General features: G+C 59.2%; 12 protein-coding genes and 1 pseudogene. 2 read left to right on the top strand and 11 right to left on the bottom strand.

Annotated features, from left to right (window positions below; genetic code table 11):
- The 6 genes and pseudogenes from ACIPLA_RS00850 to ACIPLA_RS00825 form a co-directional block, all read right to left on the bottom strand.
- Entirely contained in the window at nucleotides 1-1,350 is a 1,350-nt protein-coding gene (locus ACIPLA_RS00850) for an HlyD family type I secretion periplasmic adaptor subunit (RefSeq protein ID WP_401170621.1), read from the bottom strand.
- A complete protein-coding gene (locus tag ACIPLA_RS00845) occupies nucleotides 1,347-3,122 on the bottom strand; it encodes a type I secretion system permease/ATPase (protein WP_401170618.1) in 1,776 nt (591 codons plus the stop codon). The genes ACIPLA_RS00850 and ACIPLA_RS00845 overlap by 4 nt, the downstream gene beginning before the upstream one ends.
- 211 nt (nucleotides 3,123-3,333) lie before the next feature.
- Nucleotides 3,334-3,756, bottom strand: a complete 423-nt coding sequence (locus tag ACIPLA_RS00840; protein ID WP_218394916.1) for an AprI/Inh family metalloprotease inhibitor — start codon at nucleotides 3,754-3,756, stop codon at nucleotides 3,334-3,336.
- Nucleotides 3,757-3,853: 97 nt separating this feature from the next.
- Nucleotides 3,854-5,311 carry a serralysin family metalloprotease gene (locus tag ACIPLA_RS00835; protein ID WP_218394915.1) on the bottom strand — a complete coding sequence of 486 codons (1,458 nt, stop codon included), beginning with the start codon at nucleotides 5,309-5,311 and terminating at the stop codon, nucleotides 3,854-3,856.
- Nucleotides 5,312-5,692: 381 nt separating this feature from the next.
- Nucleotides 5,693-7,099, bottom strand: coding sequence for an NAD(P)/FAD-dependent oxidoreductase (locus ACIPLA_RS00830; protein WP_401170614.1), 1,407 nt, complete (start codon nucleotides 7,097-7,099; stop codon nucleotides 5,693-5,695).
- A 53-nt stretch (nucleotides 7,100-7,152) separates the two neighbouring features.
- Nucleotides 7,153-7,284, bottom strand: a pseudogene (locus ACIPLA_RS00825) (DUF4440 domain-containing protein); the annotation flags it as partial.
- A gap of 225 nt (nucleotides 7,285-7,509) precedes the next feature.
- Here ACIPLA_RS00825 and ACIPLA_RS00820 point away from each other — a divergent pair.
- Nucleotides 7,510-7,785 carry a DUF1652 domain-containing protein gene (locus ACIPLA_RS00820; protein ID WP_123494656.1) on the top strand — a complete coding sequence of 92 codons (276 nt, stop codon included), beginning with the start codon at nucleotides 7,510-7,512 and terminating at the stop codon, nucleotides 7,783-7,785.
- A gap of 122 nt (nucleotides 7,786-7,907) precedes the next feature.
- Here ACIPLA_RS00820 and ACIPLA_RS00815 read toward each other — a convergent pair whose 3' ends face one another.
- The 3 genes from ACIPLA_RS00815 to ACIPLA_RS00805 form a co-directional block, all read right to left on the bottom strand.
- Complete coding sequence (locus ACIPLA_RS00815; RefSeq protein ID WP_218394913.1) at nucleotides 7,908-9,089, bottom strand: cystathionine gamma-synthase; 1,182 nt, start codon at nucleotides 9,087-9,089, stop codon at nucleotides 7,908-7,910.
- On the bottom strand, nucleotides 9,086-10,462 hold the full coding sequence (locus ACIPLA_RS00810; RefSeq protein ID WP_218394912.1) for a cystathionine beta-synthase: 1,377 nt from the start codon (nucleotides 10,460-10,462) through the stop codon (nucleotides 9,086-9,088). The genes ACIPLA_RS00815 and ACIPLA_RS00810 overlap by 4 nt, the downstream gene beginning before the upstream one ends.
- A 303-nt stretch (nucleotides 10,463-10,765) precedes the next feature.
- Complete coding sequence (locus ACIPLA_RS00805; protein WP_401170610.1) at nucleotides 10,766-13,240, bottom strand: UvrD-helicase domain-containing protein; 2,475 nt, start codon at nucleotides 13,238-13,240, stop codon at nucleotides 10,766-10,768.
- A gap of 279 nt (nucleotides 13,241-13,519) precedes the next feature.
- On the opposite strand from ACIPLA_RS00805, the gene ACIPLA_RS00800 reads away from it, so the two are divergent.
- A complete protein-coding gene (locus tag ACIPLA_RS00800) occupies nucleotides 13,520-14,215 on the top strand; it encodes a pirin family protein (RefSeq protein ID WP_401170608.1) in 696 nt (231 codons plus the stop codon).
- 182 nt (nucleotides 14,216-14,397) lie between these two features.
- On the opposite strand, the gene pgm is transcribed toward ACIPLA_RS00800, so the two are convergent.
- Nucleotides 14,398-16,044, bottom strand: coding sequence for a phosphoglucomutase (alpha-D-glucose-1,6-bisphosphate-dependent) (gene pgm, locus ACIPLA_RS00795; RefSeq protein WP_401170606.1), 1,647 nt, complete (start codon nucleotides 16,042-16,044; stop codon nucleotides 14,398-14,400).
- Between the two features lie 110 nt (nucleotides 16,045-16,154).
- Nucleotides 16,155-17,555 (bottom strand): PLP-dependent aminotransferase family protein, encoded by a 1,401-nt coding sequence (locus ACIPLA_RS00790; protein WP_218394909.1) that lies wholly within the window; start codon nucleotides 17,553-17,555, stop codon nucleotides 16,155-16,157.
- Between the last annotated feature and the right edge of the window lie 30 nt (nucleotides 17,556-17,585).

Raw genomic sequence — 17,585 nt, 5'->3', positions numbered from 1 at the left:
TTATTCCTCGGTCAACGCGGAGCCTGCCCGGTCGAGCAGCGGTTTGAACAGATAGTTGAGGAGTGAACGTTCACCGGTACGCACGAACATTTCCGCCGGCATGCCGGGTTTGATTACCAGACCATTGAGTTTTTCCATGGCCTGATCACTGACGCTGCTGCGCAACACGTAGTACGGCACACCGGTTTTCTCATCGACCATCTGGTCGGCGGAGATCAAGCTGACTTCGCCGGGAACTCGCGGGGTACGGCTCTGGTTGAACGCGGTGAACAGGATGTCCACCGGCAAGTGCGTGCCGACCTTGTCGATCAGGTTGATCGGCAGGTGCCCTTCCACTTCCAGGCGGGTGCCTTGCGGGACGATCTCCAGCAGCGTGTCGCCCTGACGCACCACCGCGCCTTCGGTGTGAACCCCAAGGTTGACGGCGATGCCGTCGGCGGTGGCGATGATTTCGCTGTGTTGCAAGTCGAAGCCGGCGGAAGTCAGTTGCTCTTCCAGGGTCACGCTTTTGAGTTGCGCGTCGGCCAGTTGGCTGCGGACTTCCTTCTGGTATTCCTCGCTGTGCTGTTGCAGTTTCAGCCGGGACTCAAGGATGCCCTGCTCCACCCGGCCGCTTTCGCCGGTGTTTTCTGCCAGCTGTTGCTGCACTTGCGACAACTGACGCTGGTAATCCATCAAGCGGTTGCGCGGGATGTAGCCGTTGTCCGCCAAGGGCTGAAGATTACTCAGCTGTTGTTGCAGGGAACTGGCCTGGGCCGTCAGGTCGGTGCGCGCACGGCGCATGCCGGCCAGTTGCGCGCTGGCGCCTTCGATGTTGGCGCGCAGGGCGGCTTGCTCACGGGAAAAGGCTTCGCGACGGCTGCTGAACAATTGCCGCTGACCTTCAAGCACCAGGGCCAGGCGCGGGTCAGGATCGTTGCTCAGTTCGGTGGGAAAATTCACCTGCTTGAGGTTGTCCCGTTCGCTCTGCCAGCGCGCCAGGCTAGCCCACGCCATGCGGTATTGCGCTTGCAGCGATTGCACGTCGGCCGCGACCTGGGTCTGGTCGAGTCGGAACAGCGGCTGGCCCTGCTTCACCACTTGGCCTTCACGCACCAGAATCTGGCTGACTACGCCGCTGCTCATCGATTGCACGGCTTTGCGCTTGCCCGAGACCACCACGGTCCCCTGCACCGGAATGCCTTGATCGAGCGGCGCGAGACTCGCCCACGTGAAGAAACTGCCGGCACCGACAATCGCCAGAATCCAGCCCATGCGGGCGAAGAAACGCGCGTCGCGCTCAGGGCGTTCGGCGATGTAGTCGTGTTCCATTGTCGCTTCGCTGTCGTCGTTCATGCGTGTGCTGCTCATACACCCGAATTCCTTGTCGTGGGCTGATACTGTCGGCTCATGCTGAGCCCGCCCGGTGCCTGTGCAGGTTTTTCACGTTGCTGCTCCTGAGCACCGGACAGCGCCTTGAGCACCTCCTGGCTTGGGCCGAAGGCCTGCAAGCGACCTTCATTGAGCACCAGCAACTTGTCGGCCTGGGCCAGGGCCGAAGAGCGATGGGTCACCAGAATCACGCTGGTGCCCCGGGCCTTCATGTGCGCGATGGCGCCGGCCAATGCCGCTTCGCCAACGGTGTCGAGGTTGGAGTTCGGTTCATCCAGCACCACCAGACTCGGATTGCCGTACAGCGCGCGAGCCAAGGCCACACGTTGCTTCTGGCCACCGGACAAACCGCTGCCGTCTTCGCCAAGCACGGTGTCGTAGCCTTGCGGCATGCGCAGGATCAGTTCATGAACGCCGGCCTGTTGCGCGGCTTCGACGACTTTTTGCGGATCCGCCTCACGGAATCGAGCGATGTTCTCGGCGATGCTGCCGCTGAACAGTTCGATGTCCTGGGGCAGATAGCCGATGTAAGGGCCGAGGTCGTCGCGGTTCCAGCGATGAATGTCCGCGCCATCGAGCCGCACCGTGCCGCCCAGCGTCGGCCAGACGCCGACCAGCACCCGAGCCAGGGTCGATTTACCCGAACCGGAAGCCCCGAGTACGCCCAGCACTTCCCCGGCGCCCAGGTTGAAATTGACCATGTGCAAGGTCGCTGCCCGTTGCCCCGGTGGGCCGGCGCTGACTTGCTCGAAGGTGATCTGACCTTTCGGCGCCGGCAGCGCCATGGCTTCGTCAACCGGTGGGTAGGCTTGCAGCAAGGCGTCGAGGCGGCGGTAAGCGAGTTTGGCGCCGCTCCACTGTTTCCATACAGCGATCAACTGATCGATGGGGCTCAGCACCCGGCCCATCAGGATGGACCCTGCGATCATCATCCCGGCGGTCATGTCACCCTGAATCACCAGCAAGGCGCCCAGCCCCAGCACCAGGGATTGCAGGCACAGGCGCAGGGTTTTGCTCAGGGAGCTGATGACCGCGCCGGTGTCACTGGCCTGATTCTGCAAGCCGAGAAAACGCGAGTGCACCTCAAACCAGCGCTTGCGCAAGACACCGAGCATGCCCATGGCCTGAATGGTTTCGGCGTTATGCAGGTGACTGGTGGCCAGTTGGCTGGATTTCTGGGAAAACCCCGCGGCTTCGCCCAAGGGCTTTTTGGTCATCGCCTCGTTGAGGCAGGCCAGCCCGATCAGCAGTACCGCGCCTGCGGTGGCCAATACGCCGAGCCAGACGTTGAACAGAAAGATCACAAACAAGTAGACCGGAAACCACGGCGCATCGAAGAAGGCAAACAGCGCCGGACCGGTGACGAATTGGCGAATATGGGTCAGGTCACCCAGGGATTGCCCCGCGTTGCCCTCGCCCTTGAACAGGTTGCGCTCGAAAGCGGCTTGATACACCCGCAGGTTGAAGCGGCGCTCCAGTTGGCTGCCGATACGGATAACAATGAAGCTGCGCACGATCTCCAGCAAACCGATAAAAGCGAAGAACCCGACCACCATCAACGACAACATTGCCAAGGTGGTTTCGTTTTGCGAAGACAGTACCCGGTCATAGACCTGCAGCATATAAATCGACGGGACCAACATCAGCACATTAATCAGTGCGGTAAAACACCCGACACTGATCAGGATGCTCTTATAGTCGCCCAGTGCCTTGAATAACGGTGCAGTGGCCGGGCTCTTCGCCATCTTCATTGGTTTTTCCTGAGGTATTAATCCTCGCCCACTTGGCGAGGTTCCAATTAACTGTCCGCACATGGGTCGAGACATTATTTTTCCGGTGATCGCTCACACACTAATAACAACTCTTTGGGTTCTTCAAAGAATTCCTGTTATTGATCGGCTGCTTATAACGGCAATAGCAAGCTTAATATTCAGCGCCTGGCGCCGGTCCGACATTTTTCACTTAATGCGCAGTGCGCTCGAGCGTAATGATCAGACCTGAATTCAAGGTGCTTTTATAAAGCCCCTCACGCTGTCGGCTGAAAAACACAATTCTTGAGCCTTCTTTACCGGTCACGGCAATGCCATCCGGTTCCGGGAACCAGCCAATCGCCGACTCGTTCAGCCAGGCGCCGAGGCAGTCGGCACCGTCACCCAGGGTCTGGTTCAAATTGAGCTCGATCATGCAAACATTCGACGGTTTGTCCTGCAGCGCCTGGGACTCGGGCGAGTCTTGCGCGGTGTTCAAGGTAGCCCGCCATTTCCCGGCGAGTTCCGACGGGTCGGCTAATTTCAGACTGTTTGCCATGGCTACCTCTCCAAGAAACATCATCAGCGTCGCCAACAGCCACGCGGTTGCTTTGTAGGTAAAAGCGTTCTGGATCATAGGGCGTTTTACTCTGGGTTGTAGCCTTACTCATAACACTTGCCGTTCAAGGGACAGAGAGCGGCGCGTCAAGCGCCGCCCTCCTTTTTGCCTTGAATCAGGCCACGATGTCCGAGAACGCCGCCTGGCCAACGGTGCTGACCAGGAAGTCAGCCACGCCGTGCCCGGAGAAGTCCACCGACAACAGGCTGTTACCGCCCGAAGTGGTCAACACTGCATCGCCTGCCGCACCGGTGAACGAGTTCACGAAATGCAGGCCCGCGCCGTTGGTGATGCCGGTCAGGTCGATCTTGTCCAGGCCACTGACAAAGTCGAGGATCTGGTCGACCGCGCCTGGCTTGGAGTCGCTGCTGGCCGCGAACACAAAGGTGTCCGAACCCGAACCGCCCCACAGTTTGTCCGAACCGCCCGCGCCGAAGAGGATGTCGTTGCCGGCACCGCCCTTCAGTTCGTTGGCCACGCTGTTGCCGATCAGCAGGTCGCTACCCGAACCGCCAATCGCGTTTTCGACGGTGACGCCCTTGGCAATGGACACGTTGCCCACCATGCCGCCAACATCGGAGAACGAGGCTTCATTGAGGTTGATCTTCTGGTTTTGGGTAAAACCGGAGAAATCCAGGGTGTCCTTGCCGCCCGCATCCCAGACCGAGAACACGACTTTGTCCGACGACGAAGACGCGCTCAGGAAGTCGCGACCGGCGTTGGAGTTGAAGCCGTAGGTGGTATCACCGGTACGGGTGGTAGTGTTGGCACCGTAGAGTTTCTGAATGGCGGCGATATCGTCCATCAGCGGGCCGGACGCATAGGCTTCCACACCGCCCTTGCTGAAGTTCTGGTCGGTATTGCTCTCGCTCCAGTAACTCATGACGCTGTAACCGCGGGTGTCTTCGCCGTAGGTCGCGTCATTGTAAGTAGGTGCGCCTTCACCAGCGTTGTAGTCGCCAGGGTGAGCGAGGCCCAGGGTGTGACCAATTTCGTGGGTCAGGGTCTGACGGCCGTAGTTGTTCAGGTCCGGCGTCTTGTTGACGTTATAACCACCCCCCGTCAGATACCACGACGTACCGTCATAACCCGCACCGGTGCCAGGCAGGTAGGCGAATGCTGCGGCGCCATCCTGACCACCACTGTAGTTACCGAAGGTCATGTGACCGTCACCGCCGAAGGACTTCTCGGTGAAGGTGACATTGGCCACGTCGGCCCATGATTGCATGGCGAGTGCGGCCTGTGCTTTCTGTTGCGCGCTGAACTGACTGAACCCGGTGATACCGTGCTTGTTCATGGTGCTTGACGAGGCCGAGGTCAGGAACGTGTAGGTGAGTTCGATTTTGCCGCTGCCGTCCTTGTCCTGGTAGGCAGCGCCGTCGCGCAGCAGCTGGGTAGCAGCCTCGTCGACGGAGAAGGAGGGTTTGCCATTGACCGTGAGATTGCCACCCCGATCATACTGATGGCTGAAACTATCGATCTGGTTGTAGGCGGAACTGGGTGCAGCCAGCGCTTGCAATGGCGCAAAGGCCTGTTCGGCAAGATCAATAGCGTTGTCTTTTACTTTCGACATAAACACACTTCCTTGTTTAGCAATGGAACAGTTTTTGTCCGATACGACAATCTCTGGCGAGATCGTCCTATCACTCGCCCAATGAAGGCGTATAAAAACTGACACAATTCGAAATCAAACGTCTACATTTTTTTTGACGTCAAATTGAGTGGTTCCGGCGAACTCCAGTAAACAGTGCGTGCGCTGTCGAAATATAGTTTGTAGTTGAAGATTTTGGCCGGATTGTCCGACAATCTGCTATCTAAATATTAAATATGAGTAAGTTGTTTTTCTGTAGATGAGTTCTCACTTTTTCGGATTTATTAATATAAGTGCCATTGGATTGCCATCAACTAAATTAAACGATCGGTTAGTTGTAGTTGTGGCCTGCCGTTGCCCCGCTCAGTGCATGAACCCTTCCATGAACTCCGCGACCCGGCTGGCCAGTTTTCGACGCCAGGGCGCGGTAGTCGGGTTGGCCAGGGTCTGGTCTTCGTGGACGAAGCTGCGGATGATCGCGTTGTAGCCCAACCAGCGGCAGGGCTCGGGCTCCCAGGCTTTGAGCGCGTCGAGACCACCCTGAGCAATGACCCACGGCTGGCGGACCAAATCGGTGTCGCGCTGAAGAATCAGGTCGGCCAGCGTCCGCCCGCCGAGGTTGCTGGCACCGACGCCCTCCCCGCCATAACCGCCGGACAAGGCGATGCCGCTGGCCTGATCGCAGAGCATGTGCGGCTTGAAGCGCCGGGACATACCCAGGTTGCCGCCCCAGGCATGGGTAATTCGGACGTTCTTGAGCTGCGGAAAAAGTTCGCTGAACAGGTAGCGACGCAACTCTATTTCGCTGGCGGTCAAGTCGAAGTCATGGCGCAACTTGCCGGCAAATTGATAGCCACCACGGGCGCCAAATACCAAGCGGTTATCCGCCGTGCGCTGGCCATAAGTGACTTGTCGGCTGCTTTCACTAAAGGCCTGACCGTGGCTGAGGCCGATTTCATCCCAGGTCGCCGCAGACAGCGGTTCGGTCGCCACCAGCAAACTCTGCACCGGCAACTGATAACGGTCCAACGGTGGCAATGTGGCCGCATACCCTTCTACCGCCGGCACGATCCAGCGACTGCGAACCTGAGCCTTGGCCGTGCGCAAACTGCCTGACTGCCATTGAATGACCGGGCTGTTCTCATAGATGTTGACCCCCATGCGCCCCACCGTCCGTGCCAGACCTCGGACCAACTTTGCAGGGTGAATGGTTGCGACGTGCGGTGCATAGATACCGCCATAAGGTTTGGCAACTCTGATCTGTTGCGCCAATTGCTCGGGACTGAGCCAGCGATAGTCGCTTTCGGTCAGCCCCTGGCGGTAGAGCGTGTCCAGATAATGACGCAGGCTGGCTTCCTGCTCTGGATAGCGCGCAGCACAGTAAAGCACCCCGCCTTTGCGATAATCGCAGTCGATGCCTTCTCGTTCGATGACGATCTCTACTTCATCGGGGATGCCGTGCAGCAGTTCGAAAGAGGCGCGCCGTTGTTCGGCCGGTAAATCGGCGAGCAAGCGATCTTCGCCCAGCAGGTTGCCCATCAACCAGCCACCGTTTCGGCCCGAAGCACCAAAACCCGCGATGCTTGCTTCGACGATGGCAATGTTCAGCTCCGGCGCCAGGCGTTTGAGGTAATACGCGGTCCAGAGCCCGGTGTAACCGGCACCAATGATGGCCACATCGACGTCCAGATCCTGCTCCAGTGCCGGGCGTGCCAGCAATGGCTCCTCAAGTTGATCCATCCACAAACTGATCGTGCGCCACGCCGACATGCAAGACTCCGCTGCTCAAAACTTCGATGGTGTCGATCCTGGGGCGCGGGTCTGTCCAGATCCCGGTGTTTCCAGCGCAGGTGGTAACGCATCAGTGGCCTGGTTTGCAACGGGCCATCATCGGCGTGCGTAAAAGACTCTACGAGAAAAAACCGAGCTTGCCGAAGTTCTCGCCAGGCTTCAATGGCCCCCGTGGAATGCCCCCGCCAATATTGGCCTTTCGCCACAAAATCGGTGTCTCGTGATCTGCGTCAAAAGAAAATGAACCAATCGCTAAACGGACTGAAAAAATCCACATGACTTTCACATCTGGATGCTACTTTTAAAGACAGTCACCGGTTGAGCCATTGAAGGTTCTTCCCTCCTAACATGAGCTAAAGGAAGCGCTCGATGATTAAGGTGGGCAACACATGAATAAAGGTTCCTTCAGCAAAGTCACTTTTCCAAATGCCTGCCAGCTGATGCGCTGGCATTTTCATCCCATGGGTTTCGAAGCGACCATGGATGCGCCGGGCAGTATGGTTGCGCGGCTGTTCGACCGCGCCAGTGGTGAAACCATGATCGCCATTGCCGGCATTCCTTGCGCAACGGTCATGAATGCGGCGGACGTAGAACGAATCATTGAAGCTGTGGAAGATGAGCTGGAGGCGTTCATTCCTCCGCAGGCTCTCAGGAGTTATGCCTGAACGACCAGCGTTTCACAAAACATGTGGGAGCGGGCTTGCTCGCGAATGCGGTGTGTCAGGCAGTATCAATGTTTACTGACACTCCCTCTTCGCGAGCAAGCCCGCTCCCACATGGATAGTGTTTAACCGACCTTCAACAGCGCCTGAGCCAGATCGGCACGCAGGTCTTCGACATCCTCAACCCCCACCGACAAACGCACCAGCGCATCGCCGATGCCGAGTTGTGCCCGGGTTTCGACGGGGATGCTGGCATGGGTCATGATCGCCGGGTGCTCGATCAGGCTTTCCACCCCGCCCAGGCTCTCGGCCAGGGCGAATATCTGCACACTCTCAAGGAAACGCCTGGCACCCGCCAGGTCGCAGTTCAGATCGAGGGAAATCATGCCGCCGAATCCTCGCATCTGCCGCCGCGCCAGTTCGTGCTGTGGGTGCGATGGCAGGCCCGGATAGTAAACGCGCGCCACCTGCGGCTGACGCTCCAGCCATTGCGCCAGCTCCAGCGCGTTGCTGCAGTGGCGTTCCATGCGCAATGCCAAGGTCTTCACGCCGCGTAATGTGAGAAAAGCGTCGAACGGCCCGGCGATAGCCCCCACCGCGTTCTGCAGAAAACCCAGCCGCTCGGCCAGCTCTGCGTTTTGCCCAACTACGGCGATGCCGCCGATCACGTCGGAGTGACCGTTCAGGTACTTGGTCGTCGAGTGCAGCACGATATCGAAACCCAACTCCAACGGCCGCTGTATCCACGGGCTGGCGAAGGTATTGTCGGCCACACAGATGATGCCTCGCTGACGACAGATACGCGCGACGGCGGCGAGATCCGTGAGGCTCAGTAAAGGATTGCTCGGCGTCTCGACCCAGACCATCCGCGTGTCGTCCTGCAGCGCCGCTTCGAAGGCCGCCAGATCGGTCAGATCGACAAAACTGAAACGATGCCCGGCACTGCGCCGTCGCACCTTGTCGAACAGCCGGAATGTACCGCCGTACAGGTCATTGCCGGAGACGATATGGGCGCCGACGTCGAGCAGTTCGAGCACGTTGGCGATCGCCGCCAGCCCGGAAGCGAAGGCGAAGGCCCGAGTGCCGCCCTCGAGGTCCGCCACGCAACGCTCCAAGGCGAAGCGCGTCGGATTGTGCGAACGCCCGTAATCGAAACCCTTATGCACACCGGGGCTCTGTTGCAGATAGGTGGAGTTGGCGTAGATCGGCGGCATCAGCGCCCCGGTGGAAGGGTCCGGTGTCTGTCCGGCATGGATCACACGGGTGGCGAAGGCACGTGGTTTGGCGGTTTCATCGTGCTGACTCATGCAAGGGATCTCCGCAAGTGATTGAGCATGTCGACGCGAGTAATCAGGCCGTGGAAGCCCGTAGTGTCGGCGATGATCGCCACCAACCCACGATCGAGCACCGCCTCCAGCTCAGCAAGACTGGCGCCGGGAGGCAGGGTTTCGAGCTTGTCGGTCATCGCGCTGGTCACGGTCATGCGAAAGTGCGTAGCGTCTTCGTGCACGCCAAACAGAATGTCGGACTCGTCGATGACCCCGACCAGCCGCTGCCCATCCACCAGCACCGGCAGTTGCGATACATCCGCCAGGCGCATGCGCTGGAACGCCGTGAGCAAGGTGTCGTCCGGCCCCACGCTGACCACCCGGCCATCCTCGAAACGCCGCGCAATCAGATCACGCAAATCGCCGTAGCGCTTGCGCGCAAGCAGCCCTTGGTCGTTCATCCACTGGTCGTTGTAGACCTTCGACAGGTAGCGGGTGCCGGTGTCGCAGACGAAACTGACCACCCGCTTCGGCTCGGTTTGCTCGCGGCAGTAACGCAGTGCCGCAGCGAGCAATGTACCGGTCGAAGAGCCGCCGAGAATGCCTTCGGCGCGCAGCAGTTGGCGGGCATGATCGAAGCTTTCCTCGTCGCTGATCGAATAAGCCTTACGCACGCTGGACAGGTCGGCAATCGACGGAATGAAATCTTCGCCAATGCCCTCCACCGCCCAGGAACCGGGCGTTCCCAGGGTGCCGCTGCGGCTGTATTCGGCCATCACCGAGCCGACCGGATCGGCCAACACCATTTCCAGATTCGGTTGTACGCGCTGAAAGAAACGGGTCAGCCCGGTCAACGTGCCGGCCGAACCGACGCCGACAACGATGGCATCCACATCATGCTGAGTCTGCGCCCAGATCTCCGGAGCGGTACTGCACTCATGGGCCAGCGGGTTGGCCGGGTTGTTGAATTGATCGGCGAAGAAGGCGTCGGGAATGTCCTGCGCCAACCGCGCAGCGACATCCTGGTAATAATCGGGATGGCCCTTGCCGACGTCGGAGCGGGTGATGTGCACTTCGGCGCCCATCGCCTTGAGGTGCAGCACCTTCTCGGTGGACATCTTGTCCGGCACCACCAGCACCACCCGATAACCCTTGGCCCGGCCGACCAGGGCAAGGCCCAGGCCGGTGTTGCCGGCGGTGGCCTCGACGATGGTGCCACCGGGGCGCAGGCGACCATCGCGCTCGGCGGTGTCGATCATCGCCAGGCCGATGCGGTCCTTGATCGAACCGCCGGGGTTCTGTGATTCGAGTTTGAGAAACAGTGTGCATGGGCCGGTATCGAAGCGGCTGATACGCACCAGCGGCGTATTGCCGATCAGTTCGAGCACGGCGGGACGGGAGTCATTCGGCATGTCGTCACCTCGCTGCATGTATCCGCACTGGATGGACAGCGACCTGCGGCGAATCATTGCGCGCCAGTCGCAAGCAAAGCCTCGCTTTGGACCATAGGCCGGGATTGCGCCCCCCGCAACTTTTCGCAGCCAGTCGGTACCTCTTCAGCCATGCCTGCCTTTGTGACGAGCGAGCTTGCTCGCGCTGGGTCGCGTAGCGGCCCCAAAAATTCGACAAGCGCCCATTTCTTTGTGAGTGCTACGCACTCAAGCGGGAGGCAAGCTCCCTCGCCACAGGTTTTCTGCTCAAGACTCTCTGAATGGTCAGGCAGACACTTTTCCCTGACGGTGATCAGCGAAGAACGCCTTACCCTTGCCAATCCGGTCGGAGGCCTTGGGCATATTCGCAGCCGAGGTATCCTGGCCATCGACATACCAGTAGCAATGGCTCACGGCCCGAGTGATGCCCACGTAGGCCAGCCGCAAGATCTCGTCTTTCTGTGCACTGTCGTAAGCTTCGCTGTCGCCGGCCTTGCCGAGTCCGGCCATGCGATAGACCTGGTTCTTGTAGGGTGAACTGGTCAGGTGCTGGCAATCGCCCAGCAGAAATACCGCATCAGCCTGCAGGCCCTTGGCGCTGTGATAGGTCAGTTGTTTGAGCCGTCGAGCGTCGTACGGCAAGCTCGAATCCACATTAACTACAGACTGAATATGCTCTTCAATCAATGACTTATCGCTGCTTTTTCGATAAAGCATCAAGATTGAATCACCCTTTCTATAGTGCTCGATCAGGCGCTGGGCCATGCCTTGGTCATCCCGGTCGAGAATATTCACTGGCAGCAGCGCCTTGGGTTCACCGCTGGCCTTGGCTTTCTTGCCAACGATCGCCGGAGCCGCGCGGACAATATGCTCCGCCGCGTCGATGATGTGCTGATGGCTACGGTAGTTGTCACTGAGCATCACTTTGGTCGTGCTCGGCGACGGGAATTCCTTGTTGAACTCCATGAAGTAAGTCGGCGAACTGCCGCGCCAGCCATAGATGGACTGCCAGTCATCACCGACACAAAGCAATGACGAACGTTGCGCGCCGCGCCCCACATGCATGGCCGGTCCGCGACTGCGGATCTCCGCCAGGCTGGCGCGAATCCACGAAACGATCTGCGGTGATACGTCCTGAAACTCGTCGATCATCAAGTGCGACATGGGCCTGAGCAGCTCATCGCTCAGCAGCTTGAGATTCTCCGGTGAATGTTCACTGAACAAGGCGAACATCCGGTTGTAGGTCATCACCGGCGGCGATTGATCCAGCAGATGATCTTCCAGCGCCCGCCAGAACAGGCTCAAGGCCTCGAAGAAGAACCGGTCCGGGTCATCCTTGGCGAAACTCATCTGGCCCACGGCATTCGGCACATCCAGGCCGAGGTTTTCAATAAACCCGGCCGCCGCAACAAAACAGTCCAGCAACGGCGCGGAGCCGAGCTCGCCCTTGACCTTGTAATCGAAGCCTGGCCCAGCGCTGGCGTCCCCGGCAAGGGATGCCAAAACACGCTTTGAAGATTCATAACTATCTAGCCATATCAAAGGCTTACGGCAGAAAGCTTGAAACAGGGTGCGCTTTACCGCCCATTCTGCGCGCACTGAAAGTTTGGCATTTGGACGGCTGACCTGGGGATTTTCCCGGGGATCGAAACCCAGCACCACCCAGGCGTCCAGCGTCGGAATGTAGCCGTGACAATGAAAGGTCGAACCGTTGATATCGAAGGTCTGACGATTCGGCTCGATGCCCTTGATCGGCCAGGCGCCGGCGCGAAACCATAGGTCTTCGATTGTGTCGCACAGTTCTTCATCGCGCTTGGCGGCGAGTTCAGTCACCGCCATGCGCTTCTGCACGTCCGGGTGATCACGCTCCAGCTCCTTGAGCTGCAAGGCATGACGAGACAAAGGCTTGATCAATTCGCGAAAACGCTCATCGCGGGTGTGCAGGCTGTGATAGCAGGCGTTGAGTTGCTGGCGCTGGGCATCGTTGATGCGCAGGTCGAAGGGGTTGCTGTCGACCTCCTCATCGCCGCCTTGCACGCGGTGACTGAGGTTTTCGAACGCTTGCAGCCGCTCGAAACCCGGCAGGCTGCGAACCATCGGCAGGATGCGCGAATGGAACGTGCGCACCAGATCACGCGCGTCTTTAAGGCTGATTCCCCGGCCCCAGACTGCAAACAGTTCGATCAGCTTATTGATGAAGTCCTTGCGCGATTCGCGGGTGAAGGTCACCACGGTCATCGAGCTTAATTCAAACCCCAGGTAATGGCTGAGCAGCAGAATTCGCAGCACCAGGGTAGTCGATTTGCCCGCCCCCGCCCCGGCGATCACCGAGGTCGACGGAGTGTCGCTGAAAATCATCTTCCATTGGGCAGCGCTCGGCTGGGCATGCGCGGGCAACAGCCGCGCCACGTCGGCCTTCATGCGCTTCTTCAGCTCAGCACTCAATGGCAGCCGCCAATCGTCAAACAGATTGTCATCGACGTTGGGCGGTCGATGCTCGGTTGAGCGTGAGTCGCGAATCAACAGAACCTGCCGACCTTCCTCCAGCCCCTCGAGTTTGCCTTCTTTATAGCCGTACTCCACGCCAGCGCTGTGACCGCTGCGAAAACCGTCAGCTTGGCCGTGCAGCCAGGATGCACGGTGTTGCGCGCGCAGGCGGGTAAGGCCGTGGCCAAAGAACCGGGCGGCCAGGCGCTTGAACAAAGGCATCTCAGCCAAAGGGCGAAGTTCGGGAGGAAGATCGGGGGTGTGTTGCGGCACGCGGACGGACTCCAGGGTGTGAGGCTGTTGAGGGCTATGGTGTCTGCATTTGCCGCTGAGTTCTAGTGAAATGCTTACAGGTCATCGGCTTATGCGATGAAGTGAAGGCTGGATGAGAATGTTTCGAGGTTATTTGATATCAACTAATTCGATTGCATTGAGGCATTTTTTACGCTTTTTATCGATGGGTGCCTGATAGATCATGCTCGCCATCAACCACCGGTTCTCGTCTGTGGCTCAGGCGCTCTGCCCCATGACGAACCTTTTCAGGAGACGATCATGCTTGAACTCAGACCCTTCAACTCGCTGGGTGGCGCGCACCATGGCTGGTTGGATGCCCATCACCACTTTTCGTTCGCCGAGTACTACGACCCCAAACGCATGAACTGGGGCAACCTGCGGGTATGGAACGATGATGTGATTGCCCCCGGAACCGGGTTCCCGCAACACCCACACCGGGACATGGAAATCATCACCTATGTTCGTGAAGGCGCGATTACCCACCAGGACAATCTCGGCAACAAGGGCCGCACCGAAGCGGGCGATGTTCAGGTCATGAGTGCCGGCACCGGAATCGCTCACAGTGAGTACAACCTGGAAGCGACCGAAACCCGGATCTTTCAGATCTGGATCATCCCCAACGAAGCCGGTTCGGCACCGTCGTGGGGTGCCAAGCCATTCCCCAAAGGCGAGCGCGAAGGTTTTGTGACCCTGGCCAGCGGCAAGGCCGGCGACGATCAAAGCCTGCACATTCGCGCCGATGCGCGCTTGGTGGCGGCGAATCTGAAGGCCGGGGAGTCTGCGGAGTATCACCTGGACAGCGGCCGTCGGGCTTATCTGGTTCCAGCCACTGGGGTCATTGAAGTCAATGGTTTGCGTGCACAAGCTCGAGACGGGGTTGCGATTGTCGATGAGCAGGTGTTGCGCGTGATCGCGATTGAGGACAGTGAGATTGTGTTGGTGGATGTGGCTTGACGGGGTAAATGCAGGACGAAAAAAGGGGCGACCGTTGATGGATCGCCCCCTTTTTTTGGCTGAAATCCTGGGTGACTGTCCCGACGCCTTCGCGGGCAAGCCTCGCTCCTACAGGAGTAGTGTCGATCACATGGGCGACTAACTTCTGTAGGAGCGAGGCTTGCCCGCGAAGGGGCCATCACCTATTTCGCAGAAATCGCGCCATCCACCAAGGTCTGAGCTTCCGCCACCAACTGCTTCAGGTGGTCGTCGCTCACAAAACTTTCCGCATAGATCTTGTAGATGTCCTCAGTGCCCGACGGACGTGCCGCGAACCAACCGTTCTCGGTCATGACTTTCAGACCGCCAATGGCCTGGTCGTTGCCCGGTGCATGGCTGAGGATGCTCTGGATCGCTTCGCCCGCCAGTTGAGTGGAGGTGACCTGGTCTGGCGACAATTTGCTCAGCAGCGCTTTCTGTTCAGGGTTGGCCTTGGCATCGACCCGTACCGAGAACGGTTCGCCCAGTTCATCAGTCAACGCGCGATAAGCCTGACTTGGGTCACGCCCCGTGCGGGCAGTCATTTCAGCCGCCAGCAGCGCCGGAATCAAGCCATCCTTGTCAGTGCACCAGACACTGCCATCCTTGCGCAGGAACGACGCGCCGGCACTTTCTTCGCCGCCAAAACCGAGGGAGCCGTCGAACAGGCCGTCGGCAAACCATTTGAATCCAACCGGCACTTCGTACAGACGGCGGCCCAGGCGTTTGGCGACGCGATCGATCAAGCCACTGCTGACCACGGTTTTACCCACGGCCGCATCGGCGCGCCACAGCGGACGGTTCTGGAACAGGTAATCGATCGACACCGCAAGGTAGTTGTTGGGTGCCAGCAAGCCACCGGACGGGGTCACGATGCCATGGCGGTCGTGATCCGGGTCACAGGCAAAGGCCACGTCGAAACGCTCTTTCAGACCGATCAGGCCTTGCATGGCGTGGCTGGATGATGGATCCATGCGGATCTGCCCGTCCCAATCGACGGTCATGAAACGGAATGTCGCATCAACCTCTTTATTCACCACCTCCAGGTCCAGGCGATAGTGCTCGGCAATCGCCGACCAGTAGCGCACCCCTGCTCCGCCCAGCGGATCGACACCCAGACGCAGCTTCGCATCGCGGATGGCGTCGAAGTCGATCACGTTGATCAGGTCAGCGACATAGGTGTTGAGGTAATCGTGACGATGGGTGGTGCTGGCCTTCAGGGCCTGCTCGTAGCTGATGCGTTTGACGCCGGCGAGTTTGGCCGCCAGCAGCTCGTTGGCCTTGGCTTCGATCCACTTGGTGATGTGGGTATCGGCCGGGCCGCCGTTGGTAGGGTTGTATTTGTAGCCACCGCTTTGTGGCGGGTTGTGAGACGGGGTGATGACGATGCCGTCTGCCAGGCCCGAAGTTCGACCACGGTTGTAGCAAAGAATCGCGTGGGAAATGGCCGGCGTCGGCGTGTACTCGTCGCCTTCGGCGATCATCACCGTCACGCCGTTTGCCGCCAGGACTTCCAGGGCGCTGGCACCGGCCGGCGTGGACAGCGCGTGGGTGTCGATCCCGACGAACAATGGACCGTCAATGCCCTGGGCTTCGCGGTACAGGCAGATCGCCTGGCTGATGGCCAGAACGTGCCATTCGTTGAAACTCAGATCGAACGAGCTACCTCGGTGTCCGGACGTGCCAAAGGCGACGCGCTGGGTAGAAATGGCTGCATCGGGCTGGCCGGTGTAATAGGCCGTTACCAGTCGCGGGATGTCGACCAACAGTTCTGCCGGTGCCGGTTTGCCCGCAAAAGGACTGAGTGTCATGCAAAACCTCTGAGAAAGAGTGGTTCGGGAATAGAGCGCAGTTTACTGACAGTTTGCTCCGGGCGCGACGTTATCAATTGTCAGGTACCGAGGAGGGTTTGCGCCTCGGCTCAGTCGATCGATTCCAGGCGCAAGGCATCCGCCAACAGACCCAATGCATCGGCGAGGTCGTGGTGACCACCGAAGGTGTGACTCAGGCGCAAGTGCTGCCCGTGCAGGCCTTGCAAACTGAACAGCTCACCCGGTGCAATCACCACATGCTGCTTGAGCAAACGCTCGAACACTCGACGCACATCGACCTGGCGCAACGAACGAATCCAGATTGTCGCTCCGCCCCGGGGCTCAACGAAGTGCAACGCATCGGGCAGACGCTCTTCCAGCAACCGAGTCATCTGCACCATGCGTTCCTTGAGCAGTCGACGCAACACCAGCAGGTGTTGATCAATGCGTCCGTTGCTGTACAGCCGTGCAATGGCTTTCTGACGAATCAGCGACAAGCGAAACGCGCGCAGCAGAAAGTGCCGTTGCAATTCGGCGCGCAGCTGTCGCGACAGCAGATAGCCGAAGGGCGCCTCCGACCCGATGATTTTCTCGAATGTGGAGAACACGATCAGCCGATCCGGGTCCAGCAGATCACGAAACCGCAGGCCGCTCGGCTCGAATTCGAGCTCGCCGTAACAATCGTTTTCCAGCACCCAACTGCCGTGTCGCTCCAGCAACTGTGCGGTGATTTGCCTGTTGCTGTCAGGCGCCACACTGCCCCGGGGCATATTCAGCCTCGATGAAAGCATCACCAGTCGCACCTGCTCAGTCTCAAGCAGCTGCTTCAACTGCTCAGGATCCAGGCCGCCATGGGCTTGCAGCGGCAGCTCGACCACCTGCACGTCCGCGTCTTGAAACAGGCGCAAAATAGCCCAGTCGCACGGTGATTCGACCACCACCACAGCATCCTTAAGGCCAAGGACAGCGATCAATATTTCCAGTACGCCACGCAGATCGGCGCCGATATAGACATCATCAGCATGCCAGCAACGGGTCGGCGAAGTGGTGTAGCGCGCCGCCAGGGCTGTGCGCAGCTCCAGCTCGCCGCAGGGTTGCGAAGACGGTTGCGGCTGGCGCGGATACTGGCGCAGCAGTTCTCTCTCCAGTAACAGCAACGGGCTATCCAGGGGTTGTAATAACGCCGGTTCATCGGCGCTCAGCACCAGCATGCCGGGACGCCTGGCGTTGACGTAAACCGTTTCGAGCAGGTCCTTGCCGCTACCGGGCATGCCGATTGAGGACACGGGGAGTGCGTAGTAGCCTGATTTGGCCACTGAATAGACGCGCCCTTCCTTTTCCAACAGCGAATAAGCGTACTGAATGGTCGAGATCGACACACTCAGGCGGTGCGCCAACTGCCGCAATGAAGGCAGGCGCACTTGCATGTCACTGCCCGGCTCATTGATCAGGTTAGTCAGGTAACGGTACACCGCCTGGTACGCAAAATCGGTATCTCGTGGTCCTTTCATGGGTAATGGCCGAACAGACTACGAACGTCG

Origin of the sequence: Pseudomonas sp. NPDC086112, from assembly GCF_044746425.1 — a bacterium.
Classification (GTDB): domain Bacteria; phylum Pseudomonadota; class Gammaproteobacteria; order Pseudomonadales; family Pseudomonadaceae; genus Aquipseudomonas.
This window is presented reverse-complemented; position numbering and strand designations above follow the sequence as displayed.

What these genes read in the sequence shown, in the direction of transcription:
- ACIPLA_RS00850 (WP_401170621.1), bottom strand. Translation starts at nt 1,350, where the DNA reads ATGAGCAGCACACGCATGAACGACGACAGCGAAGCGACAATGGAACAC.
- ACIPLA_RS00845 (WP_401170618.1), bottom strand. Translation starts at nt 3,122, where the DNA reads ATGAAGATGGCGAAGAGCCCGGCCACTGCACCGTTATTCAAGGCACTG.
- ACIPLA_RS00840 (WP_218394916.1), bottom strand. Translation starts at nt 3,756, where the DNA reads ATGATCCAGAACGCTTTTACCTACAAAGCAACCGCGTGGCTGTTGGCG.
- ACIPLA_RS00835 (WP_218394915.1), bottom strand. Translation starts at nt 5,311, where the DNA reads ATGTCGAAAGTAAAAGACAACGCTATTGATCTTGCCGAACAGGCCTTT.
- ACIPLA_RS00830 (WP_401170614.1), bottom strand. Translation starts at nt 7,099, where the DNA reads ATGTCGGCGTGGCGCACGATCAGTTTGTGGATGGATCAACTTGAGGAG.
- ACIPLA_RS00820 (WP_123494656.1), top strand. Translation starts at nt 7,510, where the DNA reads ATGAATAAAGGTTCCTTCAGCAAAGTCACTTTTCCAAATGCCTGCCAG.
- ACIPLA_RS00815 (WP_218394913.1), bottom strand. Translation starts at nt 9,089, where the DNA reads ATGAGTCAGCACGATGAAACCGCCAAACCACGTGCCTTCGCCACCCGT.
- ACIPLA_RS00810 (WP_218394912.1), bottom strand. Translation starts at nt 10,462, where the DNA reads ATGCCGAATGACTCCCGTCCCGCCGTGCTCGAACTGATCGGCAATACG.
- ACIPLA_RS00800 (WP_401170608.1), top strand. Translation starts at nt 13,520, where the DNA reads ATGCTTGAACTCAGACCCTTCAACTCGCTGGGTGGCGCGCACCATGGC.
- pgm (WP_401170606.1), bottom strand. Translation starts at nt 16,044, where the DNA reads ATGACACTCAGTCCTTTTGCGGGCAAACCGGCACCGGCAGAACTGTTG.
- ACIPLA_RS00790 (WP_218394909.1), bottom strand. Translation starts at nt 17,555, where the DNA reads ATGAAAGGACCACGAGATACCGATTTTGCGTACCAGGCGGTGTACCGT.